The organism is Qaidamihabitans albus, from assembly GCF_016464705.1.
GTDB lineage: Bacteria > Actinomycetota > Actinomycetes > Mycobacteriales > Pseudonocardiaceae > Qaidamihabitans > Qaidamihabitans albus.
On the sequence record NZ_JAEHOB010000005.1, the window covers coordinates 142,841 to 161,327 of the forward strand.

At 71.3% G+C, this 18,487-nt stretch carries 18 protein-coding genes; 10 read left to right on the forward strand and 8 right to left on the reverse strand.

The window, feature by feature from the left end; all coding sequences use genetic code 11:
• Positions 1-3 precede the first annotated feature (3 nt).
• On the forward strand, positions 4-1,176 hold the full coding sequence (locus JAP66_RS12125) for a thiolase family protein (RefSeq protein WP_199431778.1): 1,173 nt from the start codon (positions 4-6) through the stop codon (positions 1,174-1,176).
• An 86-nt stretch (positions 1,177-1,262) separates the two neighbouring features.
• Here the strand turns inward: JAP66_RS12125 and JAP66_RS12130 are convergent, their stop codons facing one another.
• A complete protein-coding gene (locus tag JAP66_RS12130; RefSeq protein WP_199431779.1) occupies positions 1,263-2,078 on the reverse strand; it encodes a transglutaminase-like domain-containing protein in 816 nt (271 codons plus the stop codon).
• A 26-nt stretch (positions 2,079-2,104) separates the two neighbouring features.
• Complete coding sequence (locus JAP66_RS12135) at positions 2,105-3,331, reverse strand: cytochrome P450 (RefSeq protein ID WP_199431780.1); 1,227 nt, start codon at positions 3,329-3,331, stop codon at positions 2,105-2,107.
• Between the two features lie 247 nt (positions 3,332-3,578).
• Between JAP66_RS12135 and JAP66_RS12140 the strand changes: the two genes are divergently transcribed.
• On the forward strand, positions 3,579-4,742 hold the full coding sequence (locus tag JAP66_RS12140; protein WP_199431781.1) for a steroid 3-ketoacyl-CoA thiolase: 1,164 nt from the start codon (positions 3,579-3,581) through the stop codon (positions 4,740-4,742).
• A gap of 31 nt (positions 4,743-4,773) precedes the next feature.
• Here the strand turns inward: JAP66_RS12140 and JAP66_RS12145 are convergent, their stop codons facing one another.
• Both JAP66_RS12145 and JAP66_RS12150 read right to left on the reverse strand, forming a co-directional pair.
• The gene (locus JAP66_RS12145) at positions 4,774-5,679 is read right to left on the reverse strand and encodes an SDR family oxidoreductase (RefSeq protein WP_199431782.1); all 906 of its coding nucleotides are present in this window, start codon (positions 5,677-5,679) and stop codon (positions 4,774-4,776) included.
• A complete protein-coding gene (locus JAP66_RS12150) occupies positions 5,676-6,461 on the reverse strand; it encodes an SDR family oxidoreductase (protein WP_307849536.1) in 786 nt (261 codons plus the stop codon). The genes JAP66_RS12145 and JAP66_RS12150 overlap by 4 nt, the downstream gene beginning before the upstream one ends.
• Positions 6,462-6,531: 70 nt before the next feature.
• Here JAP66_RS12150 and JAP66_RS12155 point away from each other — a divergent pair, with 70 nt between their 5' ends.
• The 6 genes from JAP66_RS12155 (at position 6,532) to JAP66_RS12180 (ending at position 12,201) form a co-directional block, all read left to right on the forward strand.
• On the forward strand, positions 6,532-7,281 hold the full coding sequence (locus JAP66_RS12155; protein ID WP_199431783.1) for an enoyl-CoA hydratase family protein: 750 nt from the start codon (positions 6,532-6,534) through the stop codon (positions 7,279-7,281).
• Positions 7,281-8,144 (forward strand): CoA transferase subunit A, encoded by an 864-nt coding sequence (locus JAP66_RS12160; protein ID WP_199431784.1) that lies wholly within the window; start codon positions 7,281-7,283, stop codon positions 8,142-8,144. Before JAP66_RS12155 ends, JAP66_RS12160 begins: the two co-directional genes overlap by 1 nt.
• Positions 8,145-8,214: 70 nt before the next feature.
• A complete protein-coding gene (locus JAP66_RS12165) occupies positions 8,215-8,994 on the forward strand; it encodes a CoA-transferase subunit beta (RefSeq protein ID WP_235998955.1) in 780 nt (259 codons plus the stop codon).
• Positions 8,991-10,043 (forward strand): NAD(P)H-dependent flavin oxidoreductase, encoded by a 1,053-nt coding sequence (locus tag JAP66_RS12170; RefSeq protein ID WP_199431785.1) that lies wholly within the window; start codon positions 8,991-8,993, stop codon positions 10,041-10,043. Before JAP66_RS12165 ends, JAP66_RS12170 begins: the two co-directional genes overlap by 4 nt.
• A gap of 542 nt (positions 10,044-10,585) precedes the next feature.
• Positions 10,586-10,717: a twin-arginine translocation signal domain-containing protein gene (locus tag JAP66_RS12175; RefSeq protein ID WP_199431786.1), complete on the forward strand. Its 132-nt coding sequence runs from the start codon at positions 10,586-10,588 to the stop codon at positions 10,715-10,717.
• Positions 10,714-12,201 (forward strand): FAD-binding oxidoreductase, encoded by a 1,488-nt coding sequence (locus JAP66_RS12180; protein ID WP_307849537.1) that lies wholly within the window; start codon positions 10,714-10,716, stop codon positions 12,199-12,201. The genes JAP66_RS12175 and JAP66_RS12180 overlap by 4 nt, the downstream gene beginning before the upstream one ends.
• A 117-nt stretch (positions 12,202-12,318) precedes the next feature.
• Here the strand turns inward: JAP66_RS12180 and JAP66_RS12185 are convergent, their stop codons facing one another.
• The 4 genes from JAP66_RS12185 to JAP66_RS12200 are packed head-to-tail and all read right to left on the reverse strand — an operon-like array spanning position 12,319 to position 16,022.
• Positions 12,319-13,470, reverse strand: coding sequence for an acetyl-CoA C-acetyltransferase (locus JAP66_RS12185; RefSeq protein ID WP_199431787.1), 1,152 nt, complete (start codon positions 13,468-13,470; stop codon positions 12,319-12,321).
• Positions 13,471-13,478: 8 nt separating this feature from the next.
• Positions 13,479-14,096, reverse strand: a complete 618-nt coding sequence (locus tag JAP66_RS12190; protein ID WP_199431788.1) for a TetR/AcrR family transcriptional regulator — start codon at positions 14,094-14,096, stop codon at positions 13,479-13,481.
• Positions 14,089-14,865 (reverse strand): SDR family oxidoreductase, encoded by a 777-nt coding sequence (locus JAP66_RS12195; RefSeq protein ID WP_199431789.1) that lies wholly within the window; start codon positions 14,863-14,865, stop codon positions 14,089-14,091. The genes JAP66_RS12190 and JAP66_RS12195 overlap by 8 nt, the downstream gene beginning before the upstream one ends.
• Entirely contained in the window at positions 14,862-16,022 is a 1,161-nt protein-coding gene (locus tag JAP66_RS12200) for an acyl-CoA dehydrogenase family protein (RefSeq protein WP_235998956.1), read from the reverse strand. Before JAP66_RS12200 ends, JAP66_RS12195 begins: the two co-directional genes overlap by 4 nt.
• 73 nt (positions 16,023-16,095) lie before the next feature.
• On the opposite strand from JAP66_RS12200, the gene JAP66_RS12205 reads away from it, so the two are divergent.
• Complete coding sequence (locus JAP66_RS12205) at positions 16,096-17,643, forward strand: FadD3 family acyl-CoA ligase (protein WP_199431790.1); 1,548 nt, start codon at positions 16,096-16,098, stop codon at positions 17,641-17,643.
• Entirely contained in the window at positions 17,640-18,485 is an 846-nt protein-coding gene (locus JAP66_RS12210) for an enoyl-CoA hydratase (protein ID WP_199431791.1), read from the forward strand. The genes JAP66_RS12205 and JAP66_RS12210 overlap by 4 nt, the downstream gene beginning before the upstream one ends.
• The last annotated feature ends 2 nt before the right edge of the window (positions 18,486-18,487 follow it).

Genomic DNA, 18,487 nt, shown 5'->3' on the forward strand with positions numbered 1-18,487 from the left:
GGCATGGGCAAGCGACTGGCCGCGGTGCTCGGCACCGGGCAGACCCACCACCGCGCCAAGCGGACCGACGTGTCGATGCCCGGGCTGCTGCGCGAGGCGGTCGACCGGGCGATGGCCGACGCGCAGGTCGACTGGCCGGACATCGACGTGGTCGTGCTGGGCAAGGCGCCGGACATGTTCGAGGGCGTGATGATGCCCGAGCTGTTCCTCGCCGACGCGCTGGGCGCCAACGGCAAGCCGCTGCTGCGGGTGCACACCGCGGGCTCGGTCGGGGGGTCCACGGCCCTGATCGCCACCGGCCTCGTGCAGGCGGGCGTGCACCGGCGCGTGCTGACGGTCGCGTTCGAGAAGCAGTCGGAGTCGAACGCGATGTGGGCGCTGTCGATCACGCCGCCGTTCCACATGCCGGTGGGCGCGGGTGCCGGTGGCTACTTCGCTCCGCACGTGCGCTCCTACCTGCGCCGCTCCGGCGCCCCGGAGCACGTCGGCGCGATCGTCGCGGCGAAGGACCGGCGCAACGGCGCGTTGAACCCTTATGCACACCTGCGCCAGCCCGACATCACCGTCGAGTCGGTACGGGCCTCGCAGATGCTGTGGGACCCGATCCGCTACGACGAGACCTGCCCGTCCTCGGACGGCGCCTGCGCGATGGTGCTGGGCGACGAGGCGGCGGGCGACGCGGTGCCCGGCGGCGCGGCGTGGATCCACGCGACGTCGATGCGCACCGAGCCGACCACGTTCGCCGGGCGCGACCAGGTGAACCCGCAGGCGGGCCGGGACGCCGCGGCGGCACTCTGGCGGGAGGCCGGGATCACCGACCCGCTGTCCCAGGTGGACGCCGCGGAAATCTATGTGCCGTTCTCGTGGTTCGAGCCGATGTGGCTGGAGAACCTCGGCTTCGCGCCGGAGGGCGAGGGCTGGAAGCTCACCGAGGCCGGGGAGACGGCGCTGGGCGGCAGGCTACCGGTCAACCCCTCCGGTGGCGTGCTCTCGACCAACCCGATCGGCGCCTCCGGGATGCTGCGCTTCTCCGAGGCCGCGAAGCAGGTGATGGGGCGGGCGGGCGACTACCAGGTCGACGGGGCCAGGATCGCGCTGGGACACGCCTACGGCGGCGGCTCCCAGTACTTCGCGATGTGGGTCGTCGGAGCCGGCAAGCCCCACACCCCCTCGTGAGTGCGCAGCCGAGTTAGAACTCGCGTGGCCACTCACGACCCTCGTGAGTGCGCACACGAGTTCTAACTCGCGTAGGCACTCACGAGTCAGGCGAGTGCGACCTGGGCCGTGCCGTCGTCGGTGGGCAGCTCCGGGTCGATCGTCGCGGTGACCGAGGTGCGGCGCAGGTCGAGCTCGCTGCCGAGGGTGGACAGGAACGCCGTGTCGGCGGCGTCGCGGCCGGTGGCGATGCGGGTCATGCTCTGCCTCGGCGCGAGACGGCTCGCATCGAACAGCTGCCAGCGCCCGTCGATCGCGGCCTCGAAGACGGCGTGGAAGTCCATCGGGGACAGTCCCGGCGCGTACACCGCCACGAACCTGGCTGGAATGTCGAGCACCCGGCAGAGCGTGACGCACAGGTGCGCGTAGTCGCGGCACACGCCGTCGCCGGCCAGCAGCGTGTCCACCGCGTCGTCGGTCGGCCTGCTCGAACCACCCACATAGGCGATGCGCGTGCCCACGTACCGCACGATCGCCTCGACCTGGGCGCGAGCTCCCGGCAGCTCACCGAACTCGCCGTGGGCGAAACCGCCGACCCGGTCGGAGGGGCAGTACCGGCTGGGCCGGGTGTAGAGGATCAGATCGGCGTCGGTGAGCGCCTCGGCCTCGGCGGGCGGGCAGGGCCGCTCGGCGCGGTACCGGACCGTCACCTCGCCTTCGGGCAGGTCGACGACGTGCACACGGGTGCCGTGCCGGAACACGACGACCCGGGCGTCGAGCGTGCAGCCGGTGGCCTCTGCGGTCACGGTGAGCTCTTCGCCGTCCAGCCCGGCGGATTCGGCGGCCGCGACCGACAGCGCGACCCGGCCGCGCTTGGTGACGTTCAGGGACAGTTCGGAGTGGAGGCGGCTGCGTACGGTCATCCGGCCATGATCCATGGCCGGCCGGACTACTCGTAGGCGACCTGGTAGTGCTTGATGCCGTTCAGCCAACCGGAGCGCAAGCGCTCGGGCGGCGCCACCTCGTGGATGTCGGGCATCTCGTCGGCGATGGCGTTGAAGATGAGGTCGATCTCCAGGCGCGCGAGGTTCGCGCCGATGCAGTAGTGCGATCCGGTGCCGCCGAACCCGACGTGCGGATTGTCCTCGCGCATGATGTCGAACTTCTCCGGCTCGTCGAACACCTCGGGATCGAAGTTGGCGGAGCTGTAGAACATGCCCACCCGGTCGCCCTTGCGGATGTGCTGGCCGCCGAGCTCGGTGTCGGCGGTGGCGGTGCGCTGGAAGGCGACCACCGGCGTCGCCCACCGCACGATCTCGTCCGCCGCGGTCTTGGGCCGGTGCTTCTTGTAGAGCTCCCACTGCTCCGGGTGGTCGAGGAACGCCTTCATCCCGTGCGTGATGGCGTTGCGCGTGGTCTCGTTCCCGGCCACCGACAGCAGGATCACGAAGAAGCCGAACTCGTCCGAAGCCAGCGACTCGCCGTCCACGTCGGCATGGATGAGCTTGGTGACGATGTCGTCCATCGGGCACTGGCGGCGCTGCTCGGCCATGTTGAACGCGTAGCCGACGAGCTCCGCGGAGGCGGTGAGCGGCTCCACGTCGTACTCGGGATCGTCGTAGCCGATCATCTGGTTCGACCACTCGAAGATCTTGAGGCGGTCCTCCTGCGGGATACCGATCAGCTCGGCGATCGCCTGCAGCGGCAGCTCGCACGCGACGTCGGTGACGAAGTCGCCGGACCCCTTGGCCCTCGCGTTGCGGGCGATGCTCTGTGCGCGCTCCCGCAGTGCGTCCTCCAGCCTGCCGATCGCCCGCGGGGTGAAGCCCTTGGAGACGATGCGCCGCAGCTTGGTGTGCTGCGGGGCGTCCATGTTGAGCAGCACCAGCCGGTTGGCTTCGAGGTTCTCCTCGGTCATCGACTCGTCGAACCGCATGATGGCCGTCTTCTCGCGCGAGGAGAACAGCTCACTGTCCTTGGAGATCGTCTTGACGTCCTCCAGCCGGGTGACCACCCAGAAGCCGTCGTCACGGAAGCCCGCTGTGTTGTACGGCTGCTGGTTCCACCACACCGGAGCGGTGCGCCGGAGCAACGCGAACTCCTCCAGCGGGAGCCGCGTCGCGTAGAGATCGGGATCGGTGAAGTCGAATCCGGCGGGGATCAGGGAGGAGCTCATACCGCGGTACCTCCGACTGCGATGTCGTGGAACACGTTCTACGACCCGATTGAAGCATACGGCGTTAACTCAGAGAAGAACCGCGGTGAAACCTGTTTACTTAATCGATGAGGATCTTGAAACTGCTGGTAGAACAACTGCGTTTGTTCGGTCACCAAATGGCGGTTGACCTCGCCCGGCATTGCCCAATTCGAGAACGTGTTCTACTTTAGTGCGAAAGACGCAGCGCGGAGCGAGGAGAACCAGCGTGGGCAACCCTGTCATCGTCGAGGCCGTGCGCACCCCGATCGGCAAGCGGCGCGGCTGGCTTTCCGGCCTGCACGCCGCGGAACTGCTCGGCACCGCGCACCGGGCGCTGCTGGAGCGGGCGGAACTCGACGCGGCGCTGGTCGAGCAGGTGATCGGCGGCAGCGTGACACAGGCGGGCGAGCAGGCGGGCAACGTCACCCGCACCGCGTGGCTGCACGCCGGCCTGCCCGAGGAGTGCGGCGCCACGACCATCGACGCCCAGTGCGGCTCCGCCCAGCAGGCCACGCATCTCGTGGCCGGCCTCATCGCCGCCGGTGCGATCGACATCGGCGTCGCGTGCGGGGTCGAGGCGATGAGCCGGGTTCCCCTCGGCGCCAACCGCGGCACCGGCGCGGGCGCACCCAAGCCGGACGCGTGGTCGATCGACCTGCCCGACCAGTACCGCGCGGCCGAGCGGATCGCCGTGCGCCGGGGCCTCACGCGGGAGGACGTGGACGCGTTCGGTGCCGCCTCCCAGCACAAGGCGGCACAGGCGTGGGTGCAGCAGCGGTTCGCCCGCGAGGTCGTCCCCGTGCAGGCACCCGTGCTCGACGCGGACGGCGCGCCTCCCGGCGAGACCCGCGTCGTCGACCGGGACCAGGGGCTGCGCGACACCACGCTCGCGGGCCTGGCCAAGCTGGAACCGGTGGTGGACGGCGGCGTGCACACCGCGGGCACGTCGTCGCAGATCTCCGACGGAGCCTCGGCCGTGCTGCTCATGGACGCAGGCCGGGCACGTGCGCTCGGCCTGCGCCCGCGCGCCCGGATCGTCGCGCAGGCGCTCGTCGGCGCCGAGCCCTACTACCATCTGGACGGTCCGGTGCGGGCCACCGAGCACGTGCTCAAGCGGGCCGGGATGACCATCGGCGACCCGGACCTGTTCGAGGTCAACGAGGCCTTCGCGTCGGTCGTGCTTTCCTGGCAGCGGGTGCACGAACCGGATCCGGACCGGGTCAACGTCAACGGTGGCGCGATCGCGCTCGGTCATCCGGTGGGCAACACCGGCACCCGCCTGCTCACCACCGCGCTGCACGAGCTGGAACGGCGCGACGCCACGAGCGCGCTGGTCACGATGTGCGCGGGCGGTGCCCTGTCCACCGCGACGATCCTCGAACGGCTGTGACTCCCGAACGGCGCATGATCACCGACGCCGGTCACGCGCCGTAGACGGGCTCCGGATCGGGAGCCTCGGCGACCAGCCGCGCCACCACGGGGCCGAGCTCGGCCGGTTCCCAGCGAGCGCCCTTGTCCTCGGCGGGACCGTGCCGCCAGCCCTGCGCCAGCGAGACCCGCCCGCCGTCGACCTCGAACACGCGGCCGGTCACCGCGGCCGACTCCGTGCTGCCGAGCCACACCAACAGCGGCGAGACGTTCTCCGGGGCCATCGCGTCGAAGCCCGCCTGCGGCGCGGCCATGTCGTCGGCGAACGCCTGCTCGGTCATCCTGGTCCGTGCCGCCGGGGCGATCGCGTTGACGGTGACCCCGTAGCGCGCGAGCTCCGCGGCGGCGACGAGCGTCAGGCCCGCGATCCCGGCCTTCGCCGCGGAGTAGTTGCCCTGACCGACGCTGCCCCGCAGGCCGGCGCCGGAGCTGGTATTGACTACCCTGGCGCTCGGCGGCCGCCCCGCCTTGGTCTCGGCCCGCCAGTACGCCGCCGCATGCCGCAGTGGCGCGAAATGGCCCTTGAGGTGGACGCGGATCGCCGCGTCCCATTCGTCCTCGGCGAGGTTCACCAGCATCCGGTCGCGCAGGAACCCGGCGTTGTTCACGAGCACGTCGAGCCGGCCGAACGACTCGACCGCCGTGTGCACCAGCCGCTCGGCTCCGGACCAGTCGGCGATGTCGTCCGTGCTGGCGACCGCCTCTCCGCCCGCGGCCTCGATCTCGTCGGCGACGGTCTGCGCGGGACCGCGGGAGAGCCCGCTGCCGTCCAGCGCCGCGCCGATGTCGTTCACCACCACCCGCGCGCCCTCGCGGGCGAACGCGAGCGCGTGCGCCCGACCGATGCCGCGTCCCGCGCCGGTGACGATCACGACCCGGCCGTCGACGATTCCGCTCACGAGTTCTCCCTTGCTGTACTGGCGGACAGGAAGGCCGGCAGCTCTCCCCCACCGTGCACGGCGAGGGCCGCACCGGTCACATAGGACGCGAGCGGGGAGGCGAGGAACACCGCGCACGTCCCGATCTCCTCCGGTTCGGCCAGCCGCCGCAGCGGAACCGTGGCCGAGACGGCCGCGATACCGTCGGCGTCGCCGTAGTGCAGGTGCGCCGACTCGGTGCGGACCATGCCGACGTCGAGACAGTTGACGCGCACCTTCGGCGCCCATTCGACGGCGAGGCTCGCGGTGAGGTTCTCCAGCCCCGCCTTCGCGGCGCCGTAGGAGGCCGTGCCCGGTGACGGCCGCGTGCCGCTGACGCTGCCGACGTTGACGATCGAGCCGCCGGACTCCTGCCGCCGCATCACGGCGTTCGCGTACCGGGCGAGGTTGAGCGGGGCCAGCAGGTTCAGCGCGACCACCTTCTCGTGGAAGTTCGCCGACGCGCTCGCGGCCTCGGCGTGGGGCGCCCCGCCCGCGTTGTTGACGAGCACGTCCAGCCGCCCGTGCCGCTCGGCGACCTCGCCGACGAGCCGCTCGGCCTGCGCGGCGTCACGCACGTCGCACGGCACGAACTCCGCGTCACCGACCGGATCGGCGGGCGCGTGCCGGGCGCAGGTGACGACCCTGGCACCGGCCTGCAGGAACGCGGTCGTGATGCCGGCGCCGACGCCGCGGACGCCGCCGGTCACCAGCACGACCGCTCCGTCGAGCCGGAGCGCCAGACCTGTACCCGGATCAGCCACCTCGCCAACCTACCAAGCAAGTGCTAGGTTTGTAACCCGTTCTCGTTTCCCGGACGCGGAAGGTGCGCCCATGTCCATCACCACCACGCGACCGGAGCCGGGCGTCACCGTCGTCACGGTGGACGCTCCCCCGGTGAACGCGCTGACCGTGCGCGGCTGGTTCGATCTCGCGGAGGCGGTGTCCGGTGCGGGCGACGACCCGGCCTGCCACGTCGTCGTGCTGCGCGCCGAGGGCAGGGGATTCAACGCCGGCGTGGACATCAAGGAGATCCAGCGCGACGGCGGCCACACCGCGCTGATCGGGGCCAACCGGGGGTGCGCGGCGGCGTTCTCGGCCGTCTACGACTGCGCGGTGCCGGTGATCGCGGCGGTGCACGGTTTCTGCCTCGGCGGGGGCGTCGGGCTCGCCGGCAACGCCGACATCGTGCTGGCCTCCGACGACGCCGCCTTCGGGCTGCCCGAGGTGGACCGGGGTGCGCTCGGCGCCGCGACCCACCTCGCGCGGCTGGTGCCGCAGCACCTGATGCGTGCGCTCTACTACACGGCCGAAACCATCGACGCGCAACAGCTGCACCAGCACGGCTCGGTGTACCGCGTGCTGCCGAGGTCCGAACTGGACGGTGCGGCACTCGAGCTCGCGCGGCGCATCGCGGCGAAGGACACCAGGGTGATCCGGGCCGCCAAGCAGGCGATCAACGGCATCGACGTGCAGCCGGTCCACCGCAGCTACCGCTACGAGCAGGGCTTCACCTTCGAGCTCAACCTCGCCGGTGTCTCCGACGGCGCGCGGCAGGAGTTCCTCGACGGCAGGGGGCAGTGATGGCAGACAAGCGCATGACGGCGGACGAGGCGGTCGCCGAGCTCGCCGACGGGATGACCATCGGCATCGGCGGCTGGGGCTCGCGGCGCAAGCCGATGGCGCTGGTGCGGGCCATCCTGCGGTCGTCGGTGACCGACCTGACCGTGGTGTCCTACGGCGGGCCCGATGTCGGGCTGCTGGCCTCGGCGGGCCGGATCCGCAGGCTGGTCTTCGGCTTCGTCACGCTCGACTCGATCCCGTTCGACCCGTGGTTCAACCGGGTGCGCGAGGCGGGCGCCATCGAGGTGACCGAGTACGACGAGGGCGTGCTGGGCACCGCGCTCTCCGCGGCGGCGAAGCGGCTGCCGTTCCTGCCGAGCCGGGCCGGTCTCGGCTCCGACGTCGTCCGGCTGAACCCGCGGCTGCGTACCGTGCGCTCGCCCTACGCCGACGGCGAGGAGCTGCTGGCGGTACCCGCGCTGCCGCTGGACGCCGCGCTGGTGCATCTCAACCGCGCGGACGCGCGGGGCAACGCGCAGTACCTCGGCCCGGACCCGTACTTCGACGACGTGTTCGCCCTGGCCGCCGATCGGTGCTTCGTCTCGGCGGAACGGATCGTGGACACCGGCGAGCTGACCAGGGATGCCCCGGTGCAGAGCCTGCTGCTCAACCGTGGCTGCGTGGACGGGGTGGTGGAGACACCGCGCGGGGCGCACTTCACGTCGGCGGCGCCGGACTACGGCCGTGACGAGCGTTTTCAGCGGCACTACGCCGAGGCGGCCAGGGATCTGGACGCGTGGCCGCGGTTCGCGGACCGGTTCCTTTCCGGGGACGAGGCGCGGTACCAGGCGGAGATCAGCCGCTTCGCGGAGGAGGTGGCATGAGCCAGAATCGCGAAGCCCCGCTCATGCAAGCCGACCGGGTGCGGGTGCCCCGCAGGACACAGGAGGTGGCATGAGCCAGAATCGCGAAGCCCCGCTCATGCAAGCCGACGTGACGCGGGCCGAGGTGGCAGCGGTGGCGTGCGCCGAGCTGTTCCGCGGCGACGGGGAGATCGTGGCGAGCCCGATGGGGTTGCTGCCGTCGCTGGGCGCGCGGCTGGCGCGGCTGACGTTCGAGCCGGACCTGCTGCTGTCCGACGGCGAGGCGTACCTGCTGGTCAACACGCCCGGCCTCGGGTCGGCGGAGGAGCCGGTGATCGAGGGCTGGCAGCCGTTCCGCGCGGTGCTCGACACGGTCGTGCCGCGCGGCAGGCGGCACGTGGTGATGGGCGCGAACCAGATCGACCGGCACGGCAACCAGAACATCTCCGCGATCGGTGACCACGGACGCCCGAAGAAGCAGCTGCTCGGTGTGCGGGGCGGGCCGGGCAACACCGTCAACCACCGCACCAGCTACTGGGTTCCCCGGCACGCGAAGCGCGTGTTCGTGGAACGGGTGGACGTGGTCTCCGGTGTCGGCTACGACCGGGCACACGGGGCGGCGGCCCGCTTTCACGACGTGTACCGGGTGGTCACCGATCTCGGCGTGCTGGACTTCGGCGGCGCGGAGCACGCGCCGCGGCTGCTGTCGGTACACCCGGGGGTGAGCGTGGCGGATGTCGAGGCCGCGACGTCGTTCGCGCTGGACACCACCGACATCGCGGAGAGCCGGCTGCCGACGGCCGAGGAGCTGCGGCTGCTGCGCGAGGTGCTGGACCCGAAGTCCTTGCGGGACAAGGAGGTCTCCTCGTGACCACGCTCAGCACCCCGTTCACCGAGCTGGTCGGCGTGCGGCATCCGCTGGTACAGACCGGCATGGGCTGGGTCGCCGGTCCCCGGCTGGTCTCGGCGACGGCACAGGCAGGGGCTCTGGGCATCCTGGCCTCGGCCACGATGACCTTCGACGAGCTGGCGGCGGCCGTCAAGGAGGTGAAGAGCCGGACGGACCGGCCGTTCGGGGTGAACCTGCGGGCCGACGCCGAGGACGCGGACCGGCGGGTGGACCTGCTCATCCGGGAGCGGGTGCGGGTCGTCTCGTTCGCGCTCGCACCGCGCAGGGAGATGATCGCGCGGCTCAAGGACGCCGGGATCGTGGTCGTGCCCTCGGTCGGCGCGGCGCGGCACGCCGAGAAGGTGGCCGGCTGGGGCGCCGACGCCGTGATCGTGCAGGGCGGCGAGGGTGGCGGGCACACCGGCGGGGTCGCGACGACGCTGCTGCTGCCGTCGGTGCTCGACGCGGTGGACATCCCGGTGATCGCGGCGGGCGGCTTCTTCGACGGCCGGGGGCTGGCGGCGGCACTCGCCTACGGTGCCGCCGGGGTCGCGATGGGCACCCGGTTCCTGCTGACGCGGGAGAGCACGGTGCCCGACGCGGTGAAGCAGGCGTACCTGGCGCGCGGGCTCGGTGACACCGTGGTGACGCGGAAGGTCGACGGGCTGCCGCACCGGGTGCTGCGCACGGATCTCGTCGACGCGCTGGAGCGTGCCGGCCGGGTGAGCGGCCTCGCGAGGGCCGTGCGCAGCGCCGTCCGGTTCCGCAGGCTCACCGGGCTGTCCTGGCGCTCGATGGTGCGCGAGGGCATGGCGATGCGGCGCGAACGCACGTGGGCGCAGGTGGTGATAGCGGCGAACACGCCGATGCTGCTGCGGGCCGGGCTCGTCGAGGGGGACACCGGCGCGGGGGTGCTCGCGTCGGGGCAGGTGGTGGGCCTGCTGGCGGACCTGCCGAGCGTGGCCGACCTCGTGCCGGGCATCGTCGACGAGGCAGCCGCCGCCATCCGCGCCCTCCCGCAGCCCTCGTGAGTGCGCACACGAGTTGGAGCCTGTCTTTGATTCCAGGCAGGCGCGGTGTTGTGCCTGGTCACCTCTCGTGAGTGTTTGGCCGAGTTAGAACACGGCTCTTCACTCACGATCGGTGACCTGCGGAAACATCCCGGCGGGCGGTGGTCGCCGGGCAGCTGCCCCGGGCAACCGAGGACTGGCCCTCCTCGGTGGTTGTGGCACTGGAAACGGGTGCGGATGCCGCCACGGTCACCGACGACCGACTCTGGCGGGTCGTGACCGGTCTGATCCGCGCAGGGGCACTGGCGGCGTTCGGCGGTGAGTTCGTCTTCGGCGACCGGCCACCTGGGGCCAGTCGCCACCCGTACCGACACGCATCTCTACCTCCTGACCCGCTTTACCTCAGGGTCGATGCCTGCCTTGGGCCGCGCGTCGGTTGCGGCCGGCCGCAGCTGGTCGTCCCCGAGGCTGACATCCCGGGTCAGCCGAACGGTTGATGGCGTCGAATGTCTCAGCCGATACGTTCGCTGTCAGCACGGCATGACGATCCGAGGAGCAGAGCAATGTCCGACTTCACCAGGCGGAGCTTCCTCGTGCGTACCGCTGCGGCAGGAGCGGCTGTCTCGGCCGGCCTTCCGGCCGTCGCGTCGGCGAAAACCGTTGCGGCACCGGGGAATCCAGCACTGGGCCGGTGACCGTGGGCCCCGACGATCCACGCTACGCCGACCTGCGGATCAAGGGGGTGAACACGCGGTTCACCGTCGACCCGGAGCGCTTCCACCTCGTTGGCTCCACCGATCAGGTAGTCGGCCTGGTGCAGGACGCGGTGCGCGCAGGCAAGCGGATCACCGTCCGTGGCGGCGGGCACAGCTGCGAGAACTTCGTCGGCGACGGTGCACAGGTGGTCATCGATCTGTCCGAGTTCCATGACGTTTCCTTTGACCGCAGGCGGAACGCATTCGTCGTCGAAGCAGGCGCCACACTGCGGGAGGTGTTCAAGACGCTGTATCTGGGCTGGGGCGTGACCGTTCCGGGTGGACAGTGCGGCGAGGTGGGCGTCGGCGGGCATTTCGCCGGAGGTGGATACGGTCCGCAGTCCCGGGAATTCGGTTCCGTTGTGGACTATCTCCACGCGGTCGAGGTCGTCGTGGTGAACCGGTACGGCCGGGCCCGTCCCGTGTTCGCATCTCGCGAGGAGAACCCCGACCTGTGGTGGGCGCACACCGGCGCTGGCGGCGGCAACTTCGGTGTGGTCACCCGGTACTGGCTGCGCGACCCGAACGCCCGTGGCACCGACCCAGCACACCTGCTGCCGCGGCCGCCCGGTACGATCCTGGGCAGCCCGATGCTGTGGGGCTGGGGCGATGTCGACCAGGCCGCGTTCATGCGGATCTTGCGCAATTACGGCACGTTCTTCGAGCGCCACAGCGAACCCGGGGATCGGTTCGCCAGCCTGTTCAGCGTGCTACTCGCCCCGCGCAAGGTCGCGGCTGCGGATCCGGGCGGGTTCCTGATCTCCGCCGAACTGGATGGCACGCTGCCCAACGCCGACGCGCTGCTCAAGGAGTTCCAGTCCGAGATCACCGATGGCGTGCCCACGCCGTTGATACCACCGCCGGAGCGGACGCCGTGGCTGACCAACGCGCTCAAGTCGGGTATCAACGGGGAATCGGGGCGGTACAAGCAGAAGTCGGCGTACCTGCGCAGGCGGTTCACCGACGAGCAGGCCGAGATCACCTATCGCCACCTCGCCGAGAGGCCGGCACCGGCGGGCGCGCAGGAGGCGCCGATGTTGTGGCTGCTGTCCTACGGCGGCGCGGTCAATACGGTGCGCCCCGATGCCACCGCTATGCCGCAGCGCGACTCCATATTGAAGGCGATCTTCCTTACCACCTGGGACGGGCGAGGCGGCGACAGCGACGGCATCCGGCGCGTGCGCGAGTACTACCGTGACATGTACGCGAGCACCGGCGGGGTGCCGGTTCCCGACGATGCCAACGACGGCTGTTACATCAACTATCCGGACATCGACACCACCGACCCGGCGTGGAACACCTCCGGCGTGCCCTGGCACACCTTGTACTTCAAGGACAACTATCCCCGGCTGCAGCGGATCAAGGCGACCTGGGACCCGCGCAACGTTTTCCACCACGCACTGTCGATCCGGCCGCCTCGGTAAGAGGTGCTGAACACGACTGCCGATGCGGAACCAGTCGGCGCACGGCGTTGTGCCTGGTCACCACTCGTGAGTGCGCACGCGAGTTAGAACACTGTTACGCACTCACGAGGAGGGCGGTCACAGGCGTTCGATGATGGTGACGTTGGCGGTGCCGCCGCCCTCACACATCGTCTGCAGGCCGTAGCGGCCGCCGCGGCGCTCCAGCTCGTGCAGCAGGGTCGCGAACAGCTTGGTGCCGGTCGCGCCGATGGGATGCCCCAGCGCGATGCCGCCGCCATTGACGTTGACGCGCTCCGGGTCGGCGCCGGTCTCGTCAAGCCACGCCAGGACCACGCTGGCGAACGCCTCGTTGACCTCGAACAGGTCGATGTCGTCCACCGACAGTCCCGTCTTCCGCAGCGCGTGCGCCGTCGCCGGGATCGGCCCGGTCAGCATCCACACCGGGTCCGCGGCCCGCACCGAGATGTGGTGCACCCGCGCCCGCGGCGTCAGCCGGTGCTCGCGCACGAAGTCCCCCGACGCGACCAGCGTCGCGCTGGCCCCGTCGGAGATCTGGCTGGCCACCGCCGCCGTGAGCCGCGATCCAGGGCGCAGCGGCGGCAGCCCGGCCATCTTCTCGGCGCTGGTGTCCCGCCGCGGGCCCTCGTCGTGCTTCACATCGCCGAAGGGCACGGTCTCGGCGGCGAAGCGACCCTCGTCTATCGCCGCGACGGCCCGCCGGTGGCTGCGGTAGGCGAACTCCTCCATCGCCTGCCTGGTGATGTCCCAGTGCTCGGCGATCATCTCCGCACCGTGGAACTGCGAGACCTCGGCGTCACCGTAGCGGCGCTGCCAGCCCCGCGAGCCGGAGAACGGGTCGTCGAAACCGTACTCGCGCCCGGCGAGCATGGCCGCGCTGATCGGGATGCGGCTCATGTTCTGTACTCCACCGGCCAGCACCAGGTCCATCGTGCCGGACAGCACCGCCTGCGCGGCGAAGTGCACGGCCTGCTGGCTCGACCCGCACTGCCGGTCGATCGTCACCCCGGGCACGTGGTCCGGCAGGCCGGCGGCCAGCCACGCCGTCCGCGCGATGTTGCCCGCCTGGCCGCCGATCGTGTCCGTGCAGCCCAGGATCACGTCGTCGACCAGCGCGGGGTCGACGCCGGTGCGCTCGACGAGCGACCCGAGCACGTGTGCGGCGAGGTCGGCGGAGTGCACGGCACTCAGCCCGCCACCGCGCCTGCCGACCGGCGTGCGCACCGCGTCGATGATGTAGGCCTGCGCCATCGCGTTCCTCACTTCCTCGCCCGGCGCCTGCCGGTGGCGATCCCGTCCAGCAGGATCCCGAGGTACTGCTTGGCGACCGCGTCGGCCGACAGCGGGCCCTCGGGGTTGTACCAGCGCACGGCGACCCAGACCGTGTCACGGACGAACCGGTAGACCAGTTCGACGTCGAGGTCCTCGCGGAACACGCCCGCGTGCACGCCGTCGGCCAGGATCCGGTTCCACAGCTCGCGGAACTCGGCGTTGCGCTCGTCCAGGTAGGAGAACCGCGGCGACTGCGCGAGATGCTTCGCCTCGTTCTGGTAGATGGCGACCTCGTGCGGCATCCGGTGGATCGCCTCGAAGGAGGCGACCACCACCGCCTCCAGCGTCCTGCGCGGCCCGAGGTCCGCGGCGACGATCTCCTCGTAGGTGCCGAACAGCTCGTCGAGGAAGCCGCGCAGGATCTCGTCGGCCATCGACTCCTTCGAGTCGAAGTGGTGGTACAGGCTCCCGGAGAGGATGCCGGCCGCGTCCGCGATGTCGCGCACGGTCGTGGAGACGTAGCCGCGCTCGGCGAACAACCTCGCGGCGAGCGCCAGCAGCTCCGCCCGCCGCCCCGATCCCTTGTTCATCGCGACCTCACGCATGTTGGCTGCTCACGGACACGACCTCGCCGGTGAGGTAGGACGCGTAGTCACTGGCGAGGAACACCATGACATTCGCGACCTCCCACGGCTCCGCCGCCCTGCCGGACACCTCACGCTCGGTGAGTTCGGCGAGCAGCTCGTCGGTGGTCACCTTGGCGAGGTAGGGATGCATGGCCAGGCTCGGTGCGACCGCGTTGACCCGGATGCCGTGCGCGGCGACGTCCACCGCCGCGCAGCGGGTCAGCGCCATCACCCCGGCCTTCGCCGCCGCGTAGTGCGCCTGCTCGGCCTGGGCCCGCCAGCCGATCACCGAGGCGTTGTTCACCACGGCGCCGCCACCGCCCTGTGCGATGAACCGGCGCAGCACGGCGCGCGTCATGCGGAACGTGCCGTTCAGCGTCACGTCCAGCACCCGCGACCACTCCTCGTCGCTCATGTCCACAATGGATCTACTTCCGCCGAGGCCGGCGTTGTTGACCAGCACGTCGATCCGGCCGAAGCGTTCCACGGCACCGTCGACGAGGGCCTGCACCCGTGTCTCGTCGGTGACGTCGCAGGGGATCGCGTGGACCTCGCCGGAACCGGCCAGCTCCTCGGCCTTCTCCCCCAGCCTGCGCTCGTGCGCGTCGCTGACGACCACCCGGGCGCCTTCCTCGAGGCAGCGCTTCGCCGCGGCCGAGCCGATGCCGGTGCCTGCCGCCGCGGTGACCACGACCACCTTGCCGTGCAGCAGGTCGGCACCTGCCGGGTAGGCGGGGACTGCGATCATGGGCGGGCCTCCCTCGGCAGGCCGAGCACACGCTCGGCGATGATGTTGCGCTGGATCTCGTTGGAGCCGCCGTAGATGGTGTCGGCCCGGCTGAACAGGTAGAGCCGCTGCCACTCGTCCAGCTCGTACGGCTCGCGCTCGGCGACGAGCGAGCCCGCGCCCCGCACGAGCATCGCGAGCTCGCCGAGATCGCGGTGCCAGTTCGCCCACACCAGCTTCGACACCTCCGCCACCCCGGTGGCCGTGTCCCCGAGCGTGCGCAGCGCGTGCGCACGCAACACCTCCAGCCCTGCCCACGCCCGGGCGAGCCGCTCGGCCACGGCCGGGTCGGCGGCGCTGCCGTTGTGCTCGGCCAGCTCGGTCAGCGACCGCAGCTCGCGACGGAAGCCGACCTGCTGGCCCAGCGTCGCGACGCCCCGCTCGTAGGCGAGCGTGCCCATCGCCACGCGCCAGCCGTCGCCGGGCTCGCCCACCACCATGTCCGCCGGTGTCCTGGCACCGTCGAAGAAGACCTCGTTGAACTCGGAGGTGCCGGTGAGCTGCCGGATCGGCCGCACCTCGACGCCGGATGCCCGCATCGGCACCAGCAGGTACGACAGTCCGCGGTGCCGGGCCGAGCCGGGTTCGGTGCGCGCCAGCACGAAACACCAGTCGGCGACGTGCGCGAGCGAGGTCCACACCTTCTGGCCGGTCAGCACCCACTCGCCGCCGTCGAGCGTCGCGGTGGTGGACACGGCGGCCAGGTCGGAGCCCGCGCCCGGCTCGGAGTAGCCCTGGCACCACAGTTCCTCCACCGCCCGGATCCGTGGCAGGAACCGCCGCTGCTGCGCGGGCGTGCCGGACGCGATCAGCGTGGGGCCGAGCAGCTCCTGGCCCAGGTGGCTCACCTTCGCCGGTGCCCTGGAGCGGGCGTACTCCTCGTGGAAGATCACCTGCTGTTCCAGCGTCGCGTCCGCGCCACCGTGCTCGGCAGGCCAGCCGAGGCAGGTCCACCCGGCCGCCGCCAGGTGGCGTTCCCACGCCAGGCGTTCCTCGAACGCCTCGTGCTCCCGGCCGGGCCCGCCGAGCCCGCGCAACGCGGCGAACTCGCCCGTCAGGTTCTCCGCGAGCCAGGTCCGCACCCGCTCCCGAAACTCGCCGTCCCGCTCCGCCAGCAACGAAGGACTCCTCTGTTCAAACCGGAAGCTTCTGCGTAGGCTACCCTACCAAGCACTTGCTAGGGAGACTGTGATGCGCATCGACGAGGACGCGGACACCGTCCCGGCCGTGCTCGCCCTTGCGGCCCGCCGGTTCCCCGGGCGTGAGGCCGTGGTGGACGAAGCGGTGCGGCTCGACTACGCCGATCTGTACGAGCGGGTCCGCGGCTGCGCGGAGCTGTTCGTCCGGCGCGGCATCGCCGCGGGCGACCGGGTCGCGATCTGCTCGCCCAACACCTGGCACTGGGTGGTCGCCGCGCTCGGCGCGCTGTACTCCGGTGCGACGCTGGTGCCGGTCAACACCCGGTTCACCGGCCCGGAGATGCGCGACATCCTGGACCGCAGCGCCGCCTCGGCCCTCGTCGTCGCGGGTCCGTTCCTCGGGGTGGACCGGCTCGGCCAGCTGCGCGAGGCGGGCGCGACGCTGCCCGCGACAGTGCTGCGGATCCCCGTAGAGGGCACAGAAGGCACCGGCGGGGCCGAGGAGGGCGTGCTCGAGTGGGGCGACGTGCCCACCGGGGGTACGGCGGACGCCGACGCACGCGCCGCCGCGGTGGGCCCGGAGGACGTCGGCGACATCCTGTTCACCTCCGGCACCACCGGCCGCAGCAAGGGCGCGATGACCAGCCACCGCCGCACGCTCGGCACGGCCGGGGCGTGGGCGGACTGCGCGGAACTCGGCCCGGAGGACCGCTACCTCGTCGTCAACCCGTTCTTCCACAGCTTCGGCTACAAGGCCGGGATCCTCGCCGCGCTGCTGCGCGGCGCGACGCTCGTGCCGCAGGTGACGTTCGACGCCCGGCAGGCCATGGAGGTGATCGAGCGGGAGCGGATCACCGTGCTGCCCGGCGCGCCGACCATCTACCAGGTGCTGCTCGACCACCCGGACCGGGCGCGGTACGACCTTTCGAGCCTGCGCCTCGCCGTGACCGGAGCGACGACCGTGCCGGTGGCACTGGTCGAGCGCATGCGCTCGGAGCTGGCCTTCGACACCGTGCTCACCGCGTACGGGCTCACCGAGGCGGTGGTGGCGACCATGTGCCGGCCCGGCGACGACGCGGAGACCGTCGCCCGGACCTCGGGCCGCGCCGCCGCCGGTTTCGAGGTCCGGACCGACCCGGGCAACGGTGAGATCCTGCTGCGTGGCCCCAACACGATGCTCGGCTACCTGGACGACCCGGAGGCCACCGGCAAGGCGATCGACGAGCAGGGCTGGCTGCACACCGGCGATGTCGGCAGCCTCGACGAGCGCGGCTACCTGACCATCACCGACCGGATCAAGGACATGTACATCTGCGGCGGGTTCAACGTCTACCCCGCCGAGGTGGAGCAGGTGCTCGCGCGGCTGGACGGCGTCGCCGAGGCGGCGGTCGTCGGGGTGCCGGACCAGCGGCTCGGTGAGGTCGGCAGGGCCTACGTCGTCGGCACGCCGGGGCACCGGCTGTCCCCGGCGGACGTGCTGGCGTTCTGCCGGGAGCGGCTGGCCAACTTCAAGGTGCCGCGCGAGGTCGAGTTCACGGACGCGCTGCCCCGCAACGCGTCCGGCAAGGTGCTGAAACGAGAGCTGAGGGAGCGGGCATGACGGAGACGGTGCGCTACGAGCGGCGCGACGGCGTCGCCCTGGTCACGATGAACCGGCCGGAGTACCGCAACGCGCAGAACTCGGCCATGACCTACGCGCTGGACGCCGCGTTCACCAGGGCCGTCGAGGACGACGAGGTCAAGGTGATCGTGCTGGCCGGGGCGGGTGAGCACTTCTCCGCGGGACACGACATCGGCTCCCCCGGCCGGGACACCGACGTCTCGTTCGAGAACAAGGCCGTGCTGTGGTGGGACCATGTCGACAAGGCGGGCGGCGACCAGCGCTTCGCCCGCGAGTCCGAGGTCTACCTCGGCATGTGCCGCCGCTGGCGGGAGATCCCGAAGCCGACCATCGCGAGCGTGCAGGGCGCGTGTGTGGCGGGCGCGCTCATGCTCGCCTGGGTGTGCGACCTGATCGTCGCTGCCGAGGACGCCTTCTTCGCCGACCCGGTGGTGCGGATGGGAATTCCCGGTGTCGAGTACTTCGCGCACCCGTGGGTGCTCGGCCCTCGCGCGGCCAAGGAGGTGCTGTTCACCGGCGAGCGGTTCAGTGCCCGGCAGGCGAAGGAGTGGGGCATGCTGAACCGGGTCGTCCCCCGGGCGGACCTGGAGGCGGAGACGCTGGCACTGGCCGGGCGGATCGCCGGGATGCCCCGGTTCGGCCTGGCGCTGGCGAAGAAGGCGGTCAACCAGGCCGAGGACCTGATGGGCCTGCGCAGCGGGATGGACTCGGTGTTCGGCCTGCACCACTTCGCGCACGCGCACAACGCCGAGGTCTCCGGCGGCGACTCCCTCGGCGGGCAGGACGCGCGGTCGATGCGCGACGCGGGCAGGACGGGCTGAGC

What these genes read in the sequence shown, in the direction of transcription:
- JAP66_RS12125 (WP_199431778.1), top strand. Translation starts at nt 4, where the DNA reads ATGGGCAAGCGACTGGCCGCGGTGCTCGGCACCGGGCAGACCCACCAC.
- JAP66_RS12130 (WP_199431779.1), bottom strand. Translation starts at nt 2,078, where the DNA reads ATGACCGTACGCAGCCGCCTCCACTCCGAACTGTCCCTGAACGTCACC.
- JAP66_RS12135 (WP_199431780.1), bottom strand. Translation starts at nt 3,331, where the DNA reads ATGAGCTCCTCCCTGATCCCCGCCGGATTCGACTTCACCGATCCCGAT.
- JAP66_RS12155 (WP_199431783.1), top strand. Translation starts at nt 6,532, where the DNA reads ATGTCCATCACCACCACGCGACCGGAGCCGGGCGTCACCGTCGTCACG.
- JAP66_RS12160 (WP_199431784.1), top strand. Translation starts at nt 7,281, where the DNA reads ATGGCAGACAAGCGCATGACGGCGGACGAGGCGGTCGCCGAGCTCGCC.
- JAP66_RS12165 (WP_235998955.1), top strand. Translation starts at nt 8,215, where the DNA reads ATGAGCCAGAATCGCGAAGCCCCGCTCATGCAAGCCGACGTGACGCGG.
- JAP66_RS12175 (WP_199431786.1), top strand. Translation starts at nt 10,586, where the DNA reads ATGTCCGACTTCACCAGGCGGAGCTTCCTCGTGCGTACCGCTGCGGCA.
- JAP66_RS12185 (WP_199431787.1), bottom strand. Translation starts at nt 13,470, where the DNA reads ATGGCGCAGGCCTACATCATCGACGCGGTGCGCACGCCGGTCGGCAGG.
- JAP66_RS12190 (WP_199431788.1), bottom strand. Translation starts at nt 14,096, where the DNA reads ATGCGTGAGGTCGCGATGAACAAGGGATCGGGGCGGCGGGCGGAGCTG.
- JAP66_RS12195 (WP_199431789.1), bottom strand. Translation starts at nt 14,865, where the DNA reads ATGATCGCAGTCCCCGCCTACCCGGCAGGTGCCGACCTGCTGCACGGC.
- JAP66_RS12205 (WP_199431790.1), top strand. Translation starts at nt 16,096, where the DNA reads ATGCGCATCGACGAGGACGCGGACACCGTCCCGGCCGTGCTCGCCCTT.
- JAP66_RS12210 (WP_199431791.1), top strand. Translation starts at nt 17,640, where the DNA reads ATGACGGAGACGGTGCGCTACGAGCGGCGCGACGGCGTCGCCCTGGTC.